Raw genomic sequence first — 19,017 nt, 5'->3', positions numbered from 1 at the left:
GCGCCCGATGCCCTTTATTCCGCCGCCGCGAGATTGACCATGGGGCCGATCCCGAACATCGTGACGGGATAGGCCACACCATCAATGATGAGTTGGTTGCCGTCCAGTTCGATCTCCAGCTCATCTTCTTCGCCCTCCTCGTTGATCACGAGGATGGTGAAGAGTTCGCCGGCGATCAGCTCGCCGTTCCTGTACATGGACCGGATGGTGTCACGCACAAGGCTGGCGCCCGGGAAGGGCAGCGTATCGAGCAGGTTCACCACCTCGGCGGTCACATCGTATTGCACGACATAGGCATTGGTCGTTGTGCGGTAGTCGTCGAGATCGAGGCTGAAGGCGAAATCGGGCTGGTACATCTGGACATTGTTGCCCGGGAGCGGACGCGGCGAACGGTTTTCGAAGACCAGCGTCTGGAGCGGCGTGGTCAGCTCCAGTGCGCCCGGCACGAACGCGTCGGCAATCGAGACGAAGCGGGCCGATGTCCGCAGGTCGGTCTCATAGAAGTACAGCTGATCGATCTCGATACCCGCCGGGGCATCGACATATAGGCTGGCCGATTGACCGACCTCGCCGGCATAGCCGGTGAGCGAGAGCCTGAGCCGCGGCGGGCGTGCGGGAACCTGGGTGATCATGACATCCTCGATGATGCCCGCACGCAGGATCGCCTCTTCGGCCACCTCGACATCGGGCAGGCTCAGCCGGCCCCGGGCACTGAGCTCGAAAGTGCGGGCCTTGAGTTGCTCGAGGGTGAGATCACCCTGGATGTCGAACATGACATGGCCCTGGATCGCTGAAACCAGCGTGCCGAAGAAGGAGTCCGAACCCCAAAGATAGATGTCGCCGGCATCCGAGACGATGGTGGCATCCATGATCTGTGTGAGGGTCTCGAGGTAGATCGAATCCCCTGCTGCCACATCGAGCGTGTTGGTGCGGATGCGCAGCGGGTTGGGCACGTCGGTGATGAGGTTGGCCGAGCCCGGCTCGTCTCCCTGGCGATCCTGCCAATCGGCATTGGCCTGGGTGCGATCCCCGATGCCGCCGCCGGCCTCGAGCACCACACCGGCGCCTTCTTCCATGGCATCGATGTCGACGCGATCCTCAAGATTGCCGGCAAAGATCGAGCCGCCGGCGACAACGGCCACCGCGTTCGCCTCATCGCTGCCGCTCCACAGCGCGGTGATCTGCGCATCGCCGTCGGTTGTGATATCGATGCGGCCCGTGAGCGCCGTCATCGTCGCGCCATCAATCATCTTGAACGATTGGGCATCGACCACGATGTTGCCCGTCGTGGACTGAACGATACCCACGCTGGAAACCACGAAGCGGGTGCCGCCGGCGATCGAAATCTGGCCCGACGCGGTGACCGTCCCGTCTATGATGCCCTCGAGCCCGGAGGTCAACGTGATCGCCCCGGTCTGGGAGGTCGCCTCGACGATGCGGAACTCGCGCCCGGCCGAGCCGAAGAGATTGATGAGCCCGGTGGCCGTGGCGGTGATCCCGCCGCCGATCGTGTTGCCGACGTTGAGCGCGTGGGCGGTGGTGCCGATCGCGCCGCCGGCATCGAGCACCACGTCGGTGCCGAGGACGTTGATGAGCAGGTCGTTGTTGGCATTGAGCAGATCACCATCGGAGACCAGCCTGATGTCGCCCGGCGAATAGACCGTATCGATCAGGGCATCACCGGTGAACTCGACATCGATACCGTTCTGGGCACGCGCCGTGAAGGTGGCCCCATCGCGCAGCGCGAGCTGGAGTGGCGCGTAAGGGTCCGAGGTGAACGGATTCGTTCCAGCGCCGATACCACCCTGCGCGGCTTCGAGCACCAGATTGCCCGTGTTAACCGCACTGCCCGAGGTCGCGTTGATGATGGTGCCCAGAACCCTGATGCGGGTTTCGCCCGGCGCGGTGATGGTGCCCAGCCGCGCATCGCCGCGCGAGGCCACGTGGATAGTGCCCCGATCGAGACCGCTGGTGTCGAGTGCGGTCTCATCAACGATGATGTTGATGTCCTCGGCGGCTGCAAAGTTCAGCGGCCGCTTGGAGAGCACACGGATGGTCATGTCCGCCGAAAGGATATCTCCCGCGACCGCCGCGTCGAACGCAGCCTGCTCGTCGGTGGTCATGTCCACATAATCGGTGCCCAGCGGAATGACGACTTCCGATTCGCCGAACTGAACGACCAGCTCCAGATCCGAGCGCTCGGCGGAGGCCAGGGCCACGCGCTGGGCGATGGTCAGATCGGCGGGGTCGATGTTGCCGGGGATGGTGACCCCGATATTGGTGGTGCCCGCACCCACCGTTTCGCCGACGCCCAGGCCGGCCTCGACCGTGACCGTGCGGCCGGAGACGTTGGCATCCTTGACCACCGGATTTGTCGAGGTGACCGTCTTGAGCGCCCCGGCGGAGAGCGAGAAGGCAAGCTGCTTTTCACTCCAGGTCGCGCCGCGGGTCAGTTCGTCCATCTCGTCGGGGGACGCGTCATAAGTGAAGTCGGCATCATAGGCGGTGGTGAGATCGCCGACCTGGCCGTTGAGATCGTGATAGCGGTTGGTCTGGTCGTCCTCGTAGTCGGCGATCAGCGCGGCGACAGCATTGCCGACCTCGGTGTCGTCAAAGTCGGGATTATCGCCCCGGACCACGGACTCATATTGCGCTGCAAGGGCCTTGTACTGGCGCGAGTCCGTTTCCAGCGTGACCGCGAAATCCGGATTGTAGGCGGCGCCGCCATCGGCCTGGGTCTGGCGGATCTGCCAATACTGATCGTAGGCCTGTTCGCGCGAGGTTTCGAAGGCGGTGACCGTCGCTTCCTGCTTGGCGGCGTTGTTTTCGCCCTCAACAAGGCCAAGCTCGTTCCAGTAGTCTAGCAATTGGGCGTATGTCCGGGAGTCGATAGCCTCGACGGGGTTGTTGTCGAGGATCCAGCCTTCCGCCGCGAGCCGGACATCGCCGCCCAGCGAGACGACGCGATCCACCAGCATGGTGCCCACATCGTTACCATCCCAGCTTTCGGACTGGATGCCGATATCGCCAGACGCCGTGGCGCTGAGCCCGTACCAGGGGTTGCGGTTGAGATCGGTGTCGATGTCCGGATCGCCGAACTCGCGGTCATAGGCGTCGAAACCGGTGTTGACGGTGAGGAGTTCACCATCTTCGACCGAGCCGATGGAGCCGCTGACCGAGGTCAGCACCACGCGACCGGCCTGGATAAAGGACGCGCTGTCGGCGGCGCTGATCGAGCCATTGGCTGTGAGGACCACGCGTCCCTTGCCGTCCATGACATCGCCGCCGGCCGTGATCTCATCGACCGCCACGGCGCCGCGGGCGTCCACGAGAACCGAGCCACTGCCGGCCACGGCGCGGAGCGCGCCACCGCCGGTAAGGTCGACTGCGACCGAAGCGTTGACAGGAGCGGAGACGTCGAACGGGTTGGTGACCCCGCCCACGGAATCGGCCGCCTCGAGATCGATATCACGCGCGCGGATCTGGGCGTTGAGATTGCCGCGGATGACCGAACCGCCAGAGCTGGCGATGCTGACCGACCCAGCAGTGGCATTGACGTTGTTGGTCAGGACCACATCACCGACCGATTCCACGGTCACGGCACCGGTGTCCGAACCGATGAAGTTGATGGCAATCGGGTTGTCGGCCTTGAGCGAATTGGTGGTGATGATCGTGTATTTCTGATCGATCTTGTAACTGATAGTGACCTTTGACGCGATACACAGGGTCCACCAGTTGCAGTCGCGCTTGCGGCCCGTCTCGGTGGGCGAGGTATCGCTGTCTGCGGTGAAATACGCATCGGTCGAGCTGGTGTCAGCGGTGCCGGAAAGATTGGCGTTGTCCTCATACACATAGTCTGGGAACAGCAGAATGCCGCTGGCGGTCTGAATGATGTAGGCATCGCCAATGGAGGTCTCATCCACCGTCACATAGGTCCCGTCCGACAGCCTGTAGGAGTCCAGAACATGGGGGCCATCGACGCTGTCGAATTGCGTATTCTCACTGATGGTCAGTGACGACGAGCCGAAGAGCTGGGTCTGCTTGATCTTGAAGCGGGTCGTGTTGGAGATGTACTCGCCCGTCGTCCATACGTAGCGCTGGTTCTCGGTGGGGTCGTAGGTTGTGGACCGACCTGAAGTGGAGTTCGTCACATTGCCAGTGAGGGCGTAAAGACTCGACGCGTTAACGATCGTCGTTTCGTCGTCGCTGGACAGGATATTGCCCGTCAGATTGTCAATGAAACCGGCGTGTGAGACCATCTGCACCTGGCCGCTGCCACCGACAGCTGGATTGTAGTCCCTTGTATATCGGGTGAAGACCACATCGACGCGTGGATGCTCCGGGTTGGACGTATCCACGCCAACCACATCGGTGATCTCGATGACGCCTTGCGTGCCGCGACCGTTTCCTGTGGGGTCGTCGCCGGCATTGAGCGTCTGGAGGACGACGGCAATGTCGCTGGTGTTGGTGATGTCGATGGTGCCGAAGCCGTCCAGAACGTTGAGCTGGCCCCCACTCGAAGCGGTGTTCATGATCTGGCCGTAGAGCTGGATGTAACCACCCCGCACCGTGGTCCCATCGACGACATACCTGTTCTGGGCCGCATCATAGGACACGCCAAGGTCGCTCGACGCATCAAAGACCGTGTAGATCCCGTCGCCGCCGGCGGCGTTCACGTAGGCCTGGGCCTGAGCGATGGTGAACTCGACCCGGCCTTCCGCCTCCGGCGACAGCAGATCCTTAATGTTCATCTGCTTGCCACCGATCGTATAGACCGGGTCGGGAAGCTGGGCACTCGCGTTCTGAGCCGTTTCCACCTTGGTGAGGTAATCGGTGACAGCGTTTCTCAGCTCGGTTTCATCAAGGCCCGCAGGAGCCATGTTGAGGACGATCGTCTGGCCGTTGTCATTGACGATTTCCAGCCGCGTGGACGGCGTCAGCGACGGATTGGTGTAAGCGTCGAGGATATCGGACTGATATTGCGCGATCGCCGCATCGATCTGGTTCTGCGTGATTCCGATAGTGCCCGGCGTGTTGGCCGTCAGGGTCGGATTGTCGCCCAGATTGACGCTCCAGTTGGCAATTCCGCTCTGGATGGTCGAGTTGATGTTGAGGTACCGCGCCGAGATCGACACCGCGCCGTTGACGATGATGCCGCGCCCGGCCTCCTGCCAATTGGTCGGGATGTTGAAGCTCGCGGGATCCCCGCCGATGTGCTCGAATCCGTTCACATAGGAGGAAACGAAATCGCCGTTCTTGGCGAGAATGGACAGCGAACCGGCGAGAATTTCGCCATTGATGTAGATGTTGCCCGCCGCGCTGGTGATCTCGACCGCGCCATCAAGATTGGAAATCACCGAGCCCGATGTGAGGATGATATCGGGCGCGATCTGCCGGGTATTGAGGTGGCGTAGATCGCTCGATGAATTGTAGGAGGTCAGCGATTCCGGATTGTAGTTTGAGACGATCGAGACGACGGGGCGGCTCGAAGTGTTGGCCGTTTCCACCGTTTCGAACGCAGCAGCAGTTCCGGTCGGATTGAGGTCGTTGATCTGCTCGACGGAATTGACGATGACGCCATTGAACCGAACGCGGCCGGCATCGTAGGTCGGCATGAGCAGATTACCCAGCCGCAGGGTGTTGGCCGTGTTGTTGACGATCGAAATGGACGCATCGCCCGGTGCAACCAGCGCCCCCTCGCCCACCAGACGATCGGCCACCACGCTGACATTGCCAAGGCGTGCCGCCGTGTTCTCCACGTCGATCGCGAAGGTTTCGGGGGTGCCCGAGGTGTTGGCTGCGCTGGCGGCGGCAATGATCTTGGTCGCGTAATCGTTCGTCAAGCTGGTGAGCGTGGTTATGAAGTCGGTCAGCGAGTCGTCGTCATTGCCGGTCAGTGTTGTGATCTTCGTGGCGGCTTGACCGGCATAGGCCGTGATGTTGGATGCCAGCGTGGTGAGGCCTGGCTGTGTGATGTTCTCGGGTGTCTGATCTGGAAGGTCGGGATCGATAATCGCGCTATAGGTGAAGCCACTTATCGCGCGGTTGAGTCGGGTCAATCGCCCACCGTACTGACTGTTTTCTGGATCGAACGCATCATCGAAAAGGTTGGCATACTGCGTGTCGCTCACGCCCTCACCCTCTGGCGTCAACGCGTCGTAAGCACTCACAAGATTGCTGTAGGCGCTTGCCGCCTGGGTCCGGGCCGTGGCAGCGTTGGAGTTTGCCAAGCCATTGTTGGTGGCAATCTGTCCCAGCTTGGTATCGATGCTGGAGCGCTTGTCCGCGATATCCTGAAGGATACCTGCGGCAGAGGAGGGATTGTTGACCTGAGCCTCGGCCAACTGCGTTTGCAGGTCCTGGATTTCAACGGTCAGGGCTGCCACATCGGTCTGCAAGTCTATGATGGTGCCAGTCAGGCTGGCGACTTGGGCGGCGGCGGTCCCCGCATTGTCGGCTGCAGTGCTGGCATTGCTCAGCCAGGTCACGATGTTGGCGTTGTATGCCTCGTTCGGATTTTCGTCGGTTGGCGCCCTCGTGAATTCCGAATAGTTGCTCAATCCCTGGATAAGGGTCTTGGCCTGTTCGACATTGGGATCAAAGCCGTAGTCGGCGTTGGAGCTAAAGAACGCCCCGATGGCCGAACCCCACTCGTCGAAATCGGCAGATACCACACCACCGGTGGCTTCGAGCAGGCCGAGCTTGACCGTGGTGATGTTGGTCTGGATGCCATCGGCTTCATCCAGAAGCGCCTGGCGCGGCGACGGCCCGACATATTGGCCGGGCTCGAAGACGCCATCGACATACGAGCCCAGACCGAGCGCGGCCAGCTTGCGTTCAAGGAAGTTGATCTCGTTGCGATACGCACCGGCGGCGACCGGGTCGTCACCGTACTGGATCAAGAGATTGCGCAGCTCGATCAGGCGGTTGAGGATGTCGGTTCCGACCGCATACGGGCCGGTGACTTCGTATCCAATCTGGCCGTCCACCGGCACCGCGATGCACATTTCCGTCAGGACATCGCAGAGGACGACGCCGCCGGCACCGGTAATGTCCTGAGTGGCATAGGAGATGACGAGCGATTTATGCCGTTGCAGGCCGGTGGCCACCAGCCCGTCGACGCGGACCGTGCCCACATCGTTTATCGACGTCGATCCGCCGTGAATCTCGAAGGTCACATCTCCGCCTCCAAAGGCGTTGGAGATGGCGCTTGCAACTTCGCTCAGCGCTTCGAGGTAGATGTTCTTGCCGATGCCGACAGCCGAGGACGTGATGTTGCCGCCCATTGCCCGCAACGTGATGTCCCCGGCCGCCAGCACGCCGTAATTGGCGCCATCGATCGGGTGCGTGCCCTGGGACGCTTCCACGGCAAGGTTCGAGGTGTTGGTCACCACGACCTGCGCATCGGGCTTGGAGTCGATCGGGATCGCCGTATTGTTGAAGAGGTCGACGGTGGTGCGGAAGCGCAGTCCCGCTTCACGTCCGTCCAGCCCTGCGCCGGCGCCGAGCGAGACCGTTCCATTCGTCGGGATGGACCCATCGAGCGGCGTGATGCCGTCAGAGGCCTGCAGCCGCACATTCTCACCGACGTTCAGGCTGTTGTGCCCGGTGTACAGGGTGTAGGCCTTGCCCGAGGGTGCTCCGGCGAGGCCGGACGTGGTGGCCACGGCGCGGGCTTCGAGATCGGCCTGGCCCCAGGCGGCCATGCGGATATCGCCGATATCGACGATGACATCGCTCTGGTTGCCGATTGCGACATTGGCGTCGACATTGGCGTTGATGAGAATCTCGGTGGAGGCGATGGCGACCGCCCCGCCGGAGTCGAGCTTGGCCTTCTGATGCGCGATGACTTCGTTATAGGCCTCGACATCGAGAGCATTGACGCCTTCGGCCTTGCCCAGCAGATGAATATCGGCGTTCGCGCCGATGGTGGCGTTGGTGTCGTGCCCGATATTGACCGCTATCGTGCCCGCCGGTGCATCCACGAAGCCGCCTGAACCGGAATCGAGGTTCCAGCCGGCAGTGTCGGAATTGAAGCTGTGGGCCGCCGAGCCGGGATAGAGGCCGAACGCCCCCTCTCCGAGGAAGAAATTATGTGTGCGATTGAGAGCGCGGAGCGTGAAGTCGCCCGCCCTCACGGTCGCGTTGTTGCCCAGATGGGCATCGACCGTTGAATTGACGGTGTGGACCAGCCGCGCGCCACTGGCGCCGACCGCGGCGGCCGAGGTGCTGTCGACCTTGCCGCCGAACAGGGCCGTGTGATCGGCGATGACGCTGAACTCACCATTGGCCACGATTGTATATGCATCCGAGGGCGCGGTCGTCTGGGCCGCGGCCCGCGTGGAGCTGGTCGCGCTGGTCTCGGCCCGCGATGCGGTGCCCGCCACCACGCCGCCGCTGCCCGCTTCGGCATCGGCATTGTTGGCATCTTCGCCGGTGGCCGCGATCGCCACCGAACCGCCGGACAGGCGATCCATGTCCCGCACGATGGCGGTCGTCGTGGTAGTGGACCGCGCGCGTGAGATGTTGTCGCCCACCGCAACCACGCCGAAGGCCTTGCCGATCGCTTCCGCATCCTGGCTGGTGGCCAAGTCGGCGGTGACGTCGATAGCACCGCTGGAGAGAAGATCGCTGCCCGTGACCAAGGTGTTGGAGGAGGCTGTGGTGTAGGCATTGGCCTGGGTCGCGGTAACGCCGACGAAGGCGCCCGAGGAGCCGGTGGCAGAAGCCTGAGCGGTGTGCGAGCCCGAGACGGGACCGAGCGTGGAGCCGATGGCAATGGCCCCGCCATCGAGATCGGTATTGGTGACCGTTGCCGCGTTGGAGACTGTTACCCTGGCATCGGCGATCGATGCGCCGGCGGCGACGAGCCCCCCGAGTGCCAGACCCCATGAGTCCGACGATGCGGCCTGCCGCGCCTGGCTGTCGAGCGCGATAAGGCCCGAGGAGGTGATATCGGAGCCGGTGATGGCGCCGGAGACGCTGGTGGTGATCGACGCGAGCGAGACCGAGCCCTGAAGCGCCAGGCCGATGCCGCCGGCCGCGGCCGTCGCTTCGGCCGTGGCCGAGTCGCGGGAGTCCGTGCCCACGTCGACGCTGGCCGAATCCACGATCGTGGTGGTGGCAATGCCAGCCTCGACCACACCGCCTATCGCCGCAGTGGAAACCGAAACGCCGACTGCCGCCGCACCAGAGATCGAGGCCGCATAGCCTTCGGCATCGAGCACGCGGGTGCTGTCAGCGTTGACCGCCACATCGCCATCGACATCGATGGTCGCGCCCGAGATCGTGGCGCGGGTCTGGGCCATGTTGCGAAGCACCGCCACGTCGGCGGATACCGCAGCGGCAAAGCCGAGCGAGCCGGCGATTGCCAGGCCACCGATGGTATGGTCGGTGGCGGCGTGGACATTGACGCCACCGCCGCTGATGTTGCCCCCGACAATGCGGGCGATATTGGTGGTGTCCACCGTAACCACCCCGACGCCGGCCCCAACCCCGACCACGCCGCCGGCAATGGCCCCGACGGTAAAGCGCGCATCGAGATCATCGACGGTGAGGGCGCTCGTCGTGCCGCCCGCATCAATGGTGGCCGAACCGATCGTGGCAGAGGTGCCGCCCGGCGTGCCGCCGCTGACCGCGCCGGTGAAGTCGAGCGCAGCGCGCCTGGTCTGCGCTTCCTGGCTAATGGAGCGGACATCCGCATTGTCGGATTCCGAAAGCAGTTCGTTGGCCTTGCCGTCCCGCATCTGCTCGTCGGCCATGCCGGTGATCGATTCGAGATTGGTGTCGCCATCCTCCGTGGCGTTGGTGATCTCCTGGGATCCCTCCCCATCATTGGAGGCCCCGTTGCCGAAATTGTAGATCGAAATGCCGGCGGCGACGCCGACCAGTCCGCCCGCCGCACTGACGGCGGTGGAGCTGGTGGCCTTATTGGACAGACCCGCCACGGTGACGTTGCGCGCGGCATTGACCGTGGCGCCGTCGCCGATTGTGCCCGACGACGAGTTGCGGAACACGGCGACATCGACGGCGCCCGCCACCCCGACCGCACCGCCGGCGACACCGCCGTCGATCACGAGCGTGGAGGTGCTGTCCCGTCCGACGACGACCACATCCTGGTCCTCGTCCGCACCGGTATTGTCACCGTTGATCACGGCGCCCGCCCCGATCGAGGCTGTGGACGCGACGTCGAACAGGCTGACGGTGATGGCGCCGGCCACACCCACGAACAGGCCGCCACCGCCTGCGACCGCCAGGGTGAAGACGGACTGATTGGAATTGGCGAGAACGTTCAGACCGGTGGCCTGGCGCGTCGCCGAGAAACTGTCGCCGGTGTAGACAGAGCGGTCCGCCCCGCCAAGAGCGGTGACCACTGCGTTGTTGGCGATGGCCGAGGTGACGGTCTTGTCCATCTTGATCACGCCGATGGACGCACCAACGCCCACGGCGCCTGACAGGCCGATGGAGCCGGCCAGGGTGGAAACCCGGGTGCGATCGTCGGCGATGACGTCGACATTGCCACCTGCAATGACCGTACCGCCGAGGGTCGCTGTCGTGGTGGTGTCGAGCACGATGGTGGTGACACCACCAGCGACGCCCGCATACCCGCCAACCGCGCCCGCCGCTGCGGTGGACATGAAGTCCTCTCGCGCACGGGCCGTGACCGCCACATCGCTTTCGGCATCCACATCGGCATTGCCGATGCTCGCCGCGGTGGTGACGGTGCCAATGGAAATGGCTGCGCCGCCACCGACGCCAGCGGCGCCGCCGCCCGCCGCCGAACCGGCAAGGCCGAAATGGTAAAGATCGCTGGCGGCGGCCACGACGACGGACTGCCCGCTGTTGGCCGCGCCTGTGCCCTGGTTGATCTGGGCGCCATCCATGATGCGCGCCCGGGTGTCGGTGTTGATGACCGGCACATCGGCAGAAAGCGCAACGCCGGCCGCACCACCAACAGCGCCGGCCACCGCCATGGAGCGGATTTCGGTGGAGGCGCCCGCATTGACGATGACGCCACGGGCGCTCTGGGTAACGGGGGTCGATGTGCGCTTCTTGGACAGAAGATCGAAGCCGGCGGCCATCGCGTCGTTCGAGGTCAACGGCGCATCGCCATCGCCCGAGGCCCAATCGACTTCGAAATTATCAAGGTCTGGCCCGTTGATGTCATCGTCGCCGCCATAGGCGCCGAACGTGCCGTTATATCCCGAGCGGTACTGGCGCGCGGCGCCCTGGCCAAGGGCGGTGACATCAGCGTTCGATGCGATGGTCGCATAGGTGGTGGTATCAATCAGCGTGACACCCACCGAGGCGCCCACGCCAGCCGTTCCGCCAATGCCGGCTCCGCCGCTGATGGTATCAAGCGAGGTGCCATTGAGTGCCACAACGGCGACGTTGTCGGTGGCATGGACCACGGCGTTGCTATCGATGGTTGCAAGTGTGGTGTCGCCAATCGAAAAGACCCCGACCGCGCCGGCCACGCCCGCCGTTCCGCCGACCCCGACGCCGATGCCCAGAGTGGTGGCCGTGATGAGGTTATCGGCCAGAACGCCGACCTCACCGGCCGCGACATCGGCACCCGTGCCGATGCGCGCGGTGGTCGCCTTGCTGGCGACGCCCACCGCAGCGGCAGCGCCCACGCCGGCGGTTCCCCCGCCACCGAAGGCGCCCGAAACGGTCGTCAGGTCGGTCCCGTCGGACGCCGCGAGTTCGAGGCTGCCCACGCGCGTGGTCTGACCGATCTGGGCATGGTTGCCAACGAGGGCCTCGGTGACGGTGCCGAGCACATAGACCGCGCCGCCGGCGCCAACGCCCGCAGTGCCCGCAGCGCCGCCCGCTGCGGCGATGGTGGTGGCCGACTGAGTCGAGGCCGCGGTGAGCGCTACCGCGCCTGCCGCATCGATCGTCACCGCGTCGGACGCAGACGTTCCGTCCGCCAGTGCCGCCCGGGTGATGTTGTCGACAACGACCACCGCGCCGGCTGCGCCGATGCCGGCCGTGCCGCCGGCGGCAGCGCCGCCCGCGAGCGCGAAGCTGGCGAAATCATTGGCGGCGCTCAGGGTCACGTCCCCATCGGAGACGATCTCAGCGCCAACCTTTACAAGGGCTTCGGCGGTGTTCTCGGACGTGATGACGGCGGCGACACCGGCCACCCCCGCCGTGGAGGCTCCGGCAGCGGAGACGCCATAAGCTTCATAATCCTGGGAGGCCGTGGCCCCGATGGCAACCGAGGCGGAATCCAGAACGCTGGTGTTTCCCGCCATGACGGCGCGCGTTTCGCCCGACCCGACGATGACGGTGGCCGAAATGCCGACCCCGACGCTGCTGCCGACGGCGATGCCGCCCGAAAGCGCGCGTGCGGTGAAATCACTGGATGCGTCGAGCGTCAGGGCGCCGGTGGCAGTGATATCGGTCTGGGCGGTGCTCGCCTCGCTCTCACCGATGGTTGCGGTCACCTCATCGGAGAACACCATGACGGCGAACGAGCCCTGAATGGCAACCCCGCTGGGGGCCGCCGCACCGCCCATGGCCTCGGCGTAGTAATTGCTGGCGCCCAGAAGCGCGCCTTCCGTCAACTGATCCTTGAGCCCGTCGAGCCCTTCCTCGTCAACCGAGGTGGGCATCTCGAACTGGAAGGCACCGTCGACCTTGCGGTTTATCGAGGTGACCGAAACGTCCGAGCCGTTGATAGTGGCGCCCGCGCCGATGGAGGCGGACTGGCTGCGCTCGGAGACAACGGTCGCGATGGAAGCCCCCACCCCGACACTGCCGCTGGTATAGGCCGCGGCCATGGCCTTTGCGCCGAGCTGGCTCTGGTTGTCGGTGGTGACCGAAACTGCACCGTCAGAGGAGATCACGACGTCATCGCCAACCGAGGCCGACGAGCTCGAGAGCGAGATGCCGACCGCAATGGCCCCGGCTACGCTGACCTTGGAGGACGATGCGCCGGCGATGGCGCGCGCGGTCAGCCGGTCGGTGAACTCGGCGCTGGTATTCTCGCGGGTCGTGGTGCCCACAGCGACGCTGCCCGCATCGGCCACATTGGTCCCGTTGCCGATCGAGGCGGTCGTGGTGTTGTTGATGATGCCGAGCCCGACGCCGATGCCAACGCCGACCTGAGCGTTGGACGTGCCGCCGAATTGCCCGGCCTGGCCGGACCCCACGGTCGCCACGTCGACGGTGTTGCCGGCGGTGACCGAAAGGGCATCGGTGAGCGTAATGGTAAGCCCGCCGGCCAGAGTTGCGCTTACGACGTCCTGGGAGGCGGCGACGCCTACGGCTGCGGCGACCTGAACCTTGCTGCCCGAGGTTCCCGAGCCCGAACCGGACCCGGATGTGCCATCGTTGTTGGCGGCGGCCTGGTCCGTGCCGCGCTGGTAGTCCTCGGTCTGGGCGAGGGTGTTGGTGGACGTTGAGTTGCCCGCGGGCTTGTCGGAATCGGAGGAATCCGATTTGCCGCCGCCTGCCGTTGCCGTGGCTTCAGCCTCATAGGTGCGTGTCGACGATGCGTCGATCTCGAGCGAGCCAGCCGTGACGTTACGCGCAAGGGTGGCCGTGGTGATCGAGGTATTGGCAAGCGCGCCGTCCTGGGCGCCGCCGCCGATGATGACCGCCGCGGCAGCGCCCACACCCACATTGCCGGCCTTGACCGCGCCATCGGCGCTGGCCTTGTGCGCTCCGGTCGAGGTGGCATTGACGGAAACCGCCCCGCTGCCCATGGCCAGGTCATTGCCGGTCCCGGCGCGCGCGGTGGTAGTGGTGTCGAGCTGGGCAAGCGCAACAACCGCATCGATGGCAATGCCGCCCGATGCGCCGGCCTGGGCCGTAGTGGTGGTGGACAGACCGGTGGTCGCTGAGACCGCGAGGCCCGCACCATCGGTGAGCGTAGCGCCGTCGGCCAGTTCGGCGACGGTCGAGACATCCATGAGATTGAGGGCAACGGACGCCCCGATGCCGACCTTGCCCCCGCTGGTGCCGTCCCCGCTGGGCAGGGCCTGGGCCGTGGAATCGATCTCGCGGCTGGCCATTATGGCCGTTGCGCCCGAGCCGGCAGAAACTGTCGCTGTGCCGTCGATGCGGGCCGATGTGGAGACATCGATCAGATTGAGCGCCAGCGCGCCGGCGATGCCGACTTTCGAGCCGCCCGCCCCCGAGCTGGCGCTGGTGAGGTAGGTGTCGGGATCGGTGCCCTGGGTGGCCGAGACGGTGACGCCATTGCCCGAATGGGTGCCCGCGCCCAGAAGAGCGGTGTTGGTGGCGTCGACCACGTTGACCGAAACGGCAACGCCGATGCCGATCTGGGAGTCGGTGGCAGAGCCATCGGAGGTGGCGCTGCCCGAGGACGAGCCGACGCTCGTGAGCGACAGCGCGCCCCCGGCGGCGAGGTTGACGCCGCTGACGGATGCGGACACGGCCGAATTGGTGACGTTGACCGCAACTGCTGCGGCCACGGAAACCTTGCCCTCCTCCGACTTCGCCGAGCGGCCTTGCTCGTCATTGGCGGCCGTGCTGGTCGCGGCCTTCTGGTCGCTGCTGCCGACGTTCGCGTTGGACTGGCGAGACGAGCCGAACTGCATCTGGCCGGTGACGTTGTCATCGACCGTTTCGCCGTCCTGGGAATTGCCTTCGTCATCGGTCTCGGCAGCGCCGCTGGCGCTGGCTTCGGCTGTGAGCGTGCCGGCAGACGTGCCCTCCGCTGAGATCGCAATCGAGCCGCCCGCGTCAACCGAGCGCAGGGTTGTGGCCACGACGACATCGTCGACCAGCGCCAGAGCGAGAGCGGCGCCGATGGCCGCCGAGCCGCCAGCCGCCTTGCCAGAGGCTGAGGTGGTGACCGTGGAACTCTGGGATGCGGAAACCGACAGGGCGCCCGACATGTCGAGCAGATCGCCCGTCCCTAGGCGCGCCGTCGCGGTGTTGTTGATGAGCGAGAGCGCGAGCACGGGCGTGATGGCAACGCCGCCGGCCGAACCCGCCTCGGCTTCGGTCCCCGCCTCATGGGTGCCCGCAGCGTCCAGCGAGATATCGCCGGCATCGTTGAGAACGGCTCCATCGCCGATATCGGCCACGGCCCGGTTGGCCACGATGTTGATGGCGACCGAGGCGCCGATGCCCACCGAACCACCGGTCGCGCCGCCGCCTTCGCCCTCATCGTCCGCGCCGGCGGGCAATGCCTTGGCCGTGGTGCTGGTGCGTGCATCGGCCAATAGCGCAACCGAGCCCGAGCCCGTGAGGTTGACCACCGCGTTGGGCGCGATGGTCGCAGAAGATTCGGCATCGATGAGGTTGAGCCCCAGCGCGCCGGCGATGCCGACGCTCGATGCACCGGCGCCCGAAGCCGCGAAGGCCTCGAACGTATCGGTGTGGGTTTCGGTGGTGGCGCTGTCGGAGCGCCACTCGGCGATATCGAGCGAGAGTGCGCGGACATTGAGTCCGCCCAGCGTATGGGTGGCGCTGCCGAGCCGGGCGATGGTCGACGCACGCACGTGGTTGACCGAAACCGCCACGCCGACGCCGATGGCGTTGTCCTGGCTCGTCCCGTCACCTACTGCGGAGCCGTCGGCGTCGAGCTTGCCGTCGGTGTTGCCGATCGCTTCAAGCGTCAGTGAGCCGGCCGAAGTGATGGCGACGTTATCGGGCACCCCGGCACTGACCTGGGCTTTCTGAACGTTGATGGCTACCGCCGCCGCGACGGACACCTGACCTTCGGACGTCGAGGCCGAGCGGCCCTCTTCGTCGGCGACGGCATCGGCGGTCGCGTCCTGCTGCTCGCTGCTGCCGACCCCGGCGTCGCTCTGGCGCGCTGTGGCGGAATCGAACTGGCCCGACACCTGGCTGTCGACGGAAGATTCTTCTCCACCCTCGCCGCCTTCTTCTTGGTCTTCGGCGGGCGCACCTGTGGCCCCGGCCTCGGCCACAAGCGTGGCGTGGGATGCGCCGGCGGCAACGAAGCGAACGTCGCCGCCCGCATTCACATTTCGCGCCGTGGTCGCCTCGACCACATCATCGATCAGCGAAAGTGCCAGCGCCGCGCCGACCGCGACCCCGCCGGCAGCCTTGCCCGACGCCGTAGTGCTTGTGGTGGACTGCTGGATGGCGCTGAGCGTGACGTCGCCCGACGTCGTGAGCGTGCTGCCGGTTCCAAGCCGCGCCGTTGCGGTGTTGGTGATCAGCGAGAGCCCCAGAGAGGGCGTGATCGAAATCCCGCCGGACGAGCCGGCAATGGCTTCGGCCTCGCTCTCATGAGCGCCCGAAGCCGACAGGCTCACATCCTGGGCGCCTGCAAGCGTGGCACCGTTCTGGAGTTCGGTGACCGAGCGGTTGGCGAGAATATTGATGGCGACCGACGCGCCGATGCCGACCGTATCACCGGTTGCTCCGCCGCCATCCTCACCCGAAGGGGTAGCGCTGGCGGTGATGTTGGTCTGGTTGTCCGCCGAAAGCGATGCATCACCGCCCGCAAGGTTGACCGCAACGCCCTCGGAGATGACCGCGGACGCCTGGGTGTCGATGAGGTTGATCGAAAAGGCGCCGGCGATACCGACCGAGCCGGCCCCTGCGCCGGAGCTGGTGGTGGTCGAGAAGGTGTTGACGCCCGATCCGCTCATCGCCGCGTTGGCGGACAGGCTGGCGGCGTCGATCGCCTGACTGATGACGATGTCGTTGCCCACATGGCCAAGATTGATGCCCAGGGCGACGCCCACGCCGATATCGGAGTCGACGGCCGATCCATCCGCAGTGATCGTCGCACCGTTGGTCGACAGGCTTTCCAGAGTGACCGCGCCCGTCGCGTCCAGCGCCTGGGTCGAAGTGAGTTGGACAAGGGTCGTGGAATTGAGATCGGATACCGCGAACGCGCCGACGACCGAGACGCCGCCATCGCTGGTCTGGGCGTTGTCGCCATACTGGTCGAGGTAGCTCGCCGTTTCGCTACCGCCCTGGGGCTCGCTGGCGCCGCCCGCTGCTGCGGCTGCAGTGACCGTCGCCATCGTGGAGGTGTCCGCGTCGAGGCTGACACTGCCGGCGGAGATGTCGGCATTGCCCCCGATGGTGACGATGGTGTCGGCGTCGATGACGCTGACAGCGACCGACGCACCGAACGCGACTTCGTCCGGCTCGGCCGAGACCGTTGCTTCGACCACATTGGTGGCCGACATATCCAGAAGGCCGGTGATGTCCAGTTCGGCGCTGCCGGCCACTTCGACTTCTGCCGTGCTCGCGATGACGCTGACCGCCACCGCTCCGTCTGCGGCGGAATTGTCCGGTGCGAGGGACGCGGTCTCGATGACGATCGTGGCACTGGAGGAGGCATTGAGCGCGGCACTGGCTGCGCTGATAGACGCCTGGCCGCCGATGCGCACGGTGGCGTCGACATCGGCTGTGATGACCCCGAGCGGAAGATTTCCGAGGCTGGAATCGATCGATGCAGTGGCGTCGGCCTTGAACTGCCCGGTCGCACTGATCTGCCCGGAATTGACAGTGACCGACGCTGTCGCGGAAGCGATGTCGACCAGAGCGATCCCACTCTGGCGCGTCGAGCTGGCAAGAAAGCTGATATCGGCGCCCGATATGATGGGCGCCGTGCCGCCGGTGCTGCCGATGATGATCGCGGCGGTCGTGCCGTCGGTGCGTGTGGCCCTGAGCGTGATGTCGCCAGCCGCGCCGGTGCCGTTGGACGAAGCGAGCAATTGTGCCCCGTCACCGATGGTAATCGAGCCGGCCTCGAGGGTGATCGACCCGGCATTGCCGGTCCCATTTCTGGTGTCGATCAGCCCACCCGAGAGCACCGTGATCGAATTGTCGGCCTGCAGGATGACGTTGGCGCCACCCGTGACGATGTTTGGGGTGGCGCTGTAGTCGTCGGACTGACTGGATTCAGAGACGCTGTCGCCGATGTAAAGGTCCCAGGGATCGAACAGCAGAGTGCCCGCGGATCCGGCGTCGGACCCCAGGTCGACCGTAATCCCGCCGATGAGCGCAGTCGCGCCGGAAAGCTCGACGAAGCCGCCATCGCCCAGACCCGCCCCGCGCGCGCTGAAGCGCGCCTCGTCCATGGCCACGATGGTGTCGCCGGCGATGAACTCGATAAGGCCGCCCTCGCCGTTCTCACCCGCGCCGTCGGCGCTGATATCGGCCGCCTCGCCGACGACGATATCTCCGCCCGTCCGGACAGAGACCGAGCCACCCCTGCCCGAGCCGGACGCGCCTGCGTTGATCGTGCCGCCGACGCGCGCGCTGCCTTCGGCGACGATCGAGATCGACCCGCCATGGGACACCAGCGCGGCGCCTTCGGCCATTCCGCCGGTGTTCACGGTCGCGTCGAACTTCTCGCGGTGACTGATCTCGGTGCCGTCGAGCTGAACGCTACCCCCATGCAGGCTGACGCTCTTGCCCTGCAGGGTTATGCCGTCGCGCGCATTGATCGTACCGGAAATGGAGATGATGCCATCGTTCGAGATGGGGATGGCGCCTGTCATCAGCAGGTCGACGGCGTGATTGTCGATGACGCCATCCTCGCTGATGACGCCTTCGAGGAACTCGGAGGTAGGGGTATTGACGGTCAGCGCGCCGACATTGACGACGCCGTTCGCGCCAAGGATGAAACCCTGCGAGCTCGAGAAGAAGACGTTCCCGCCGATTTCGCCGTTCTTGTAGGAATTGAGCAGACCATCGATGACCACGGGCCCGTTGCGCACGATGTTGACAAGGTTGTTCGCCTGGTCGGGCACGAACAGATCGACCCGCGTGCCGGCGGCCTGCTGGAAATCGGAGAACGAATTAAAGCCGGTCTTGCCCGCCACCGTGTTGGTGGTGACGGTTGTGTGGTTGCCCTGGGTGCTGACGGTGGTCTGCGTCCGCCCGTCAGCCAGGATGTTGTTCATCCCTCCGCCGAGATTGACCGCCTGGCCATAACTGCCAGTCGCCATGGCCATGCCGGCGACCAGACCGAGAACGACCGGGCTGGGCCCTGCCATCAGGCCGGCTCTGAGAACGCCGAAGGCCGGAGCGCTTCGCGCCCCG

Annotated in this window: 1 protein-coding gene; it reads right to left on the bottom strand. The window is 65.3% G+C overall.

All coding sequences use genetic code 11. The features are described 5' to 3' along the window. Positions 1-14: 14 nt before the first annotated feature. Entirely contained in the window at positions 15-18,971 is an 18,957-nt protein-coding gene (locus EO136_RS16505; RefSeq protein ID WP_164730655.1) for a leukotoxin LktA family filamentous adhesin, read from the bottom strand. Positions 18,972-19,017 lie beyond the last annotated feature (46 nt).

This window comes from Pelagibacterium montanilacus, from assembly GCF_003992665.1.
In the GTDB taxonomy this organism is placed as follows: Bacteria; Pseudomonadota; Alphaproteobacteria; order Rhizobiales; family Devosiaceae; genus Pelagibacterium; species Pelagibacterium montanilacus.
The sequence above is the reverse complement of the archived record's forward strand: the minus strand, read 5'-3'. Positions and strand labels throughout refer to the sequence as shown.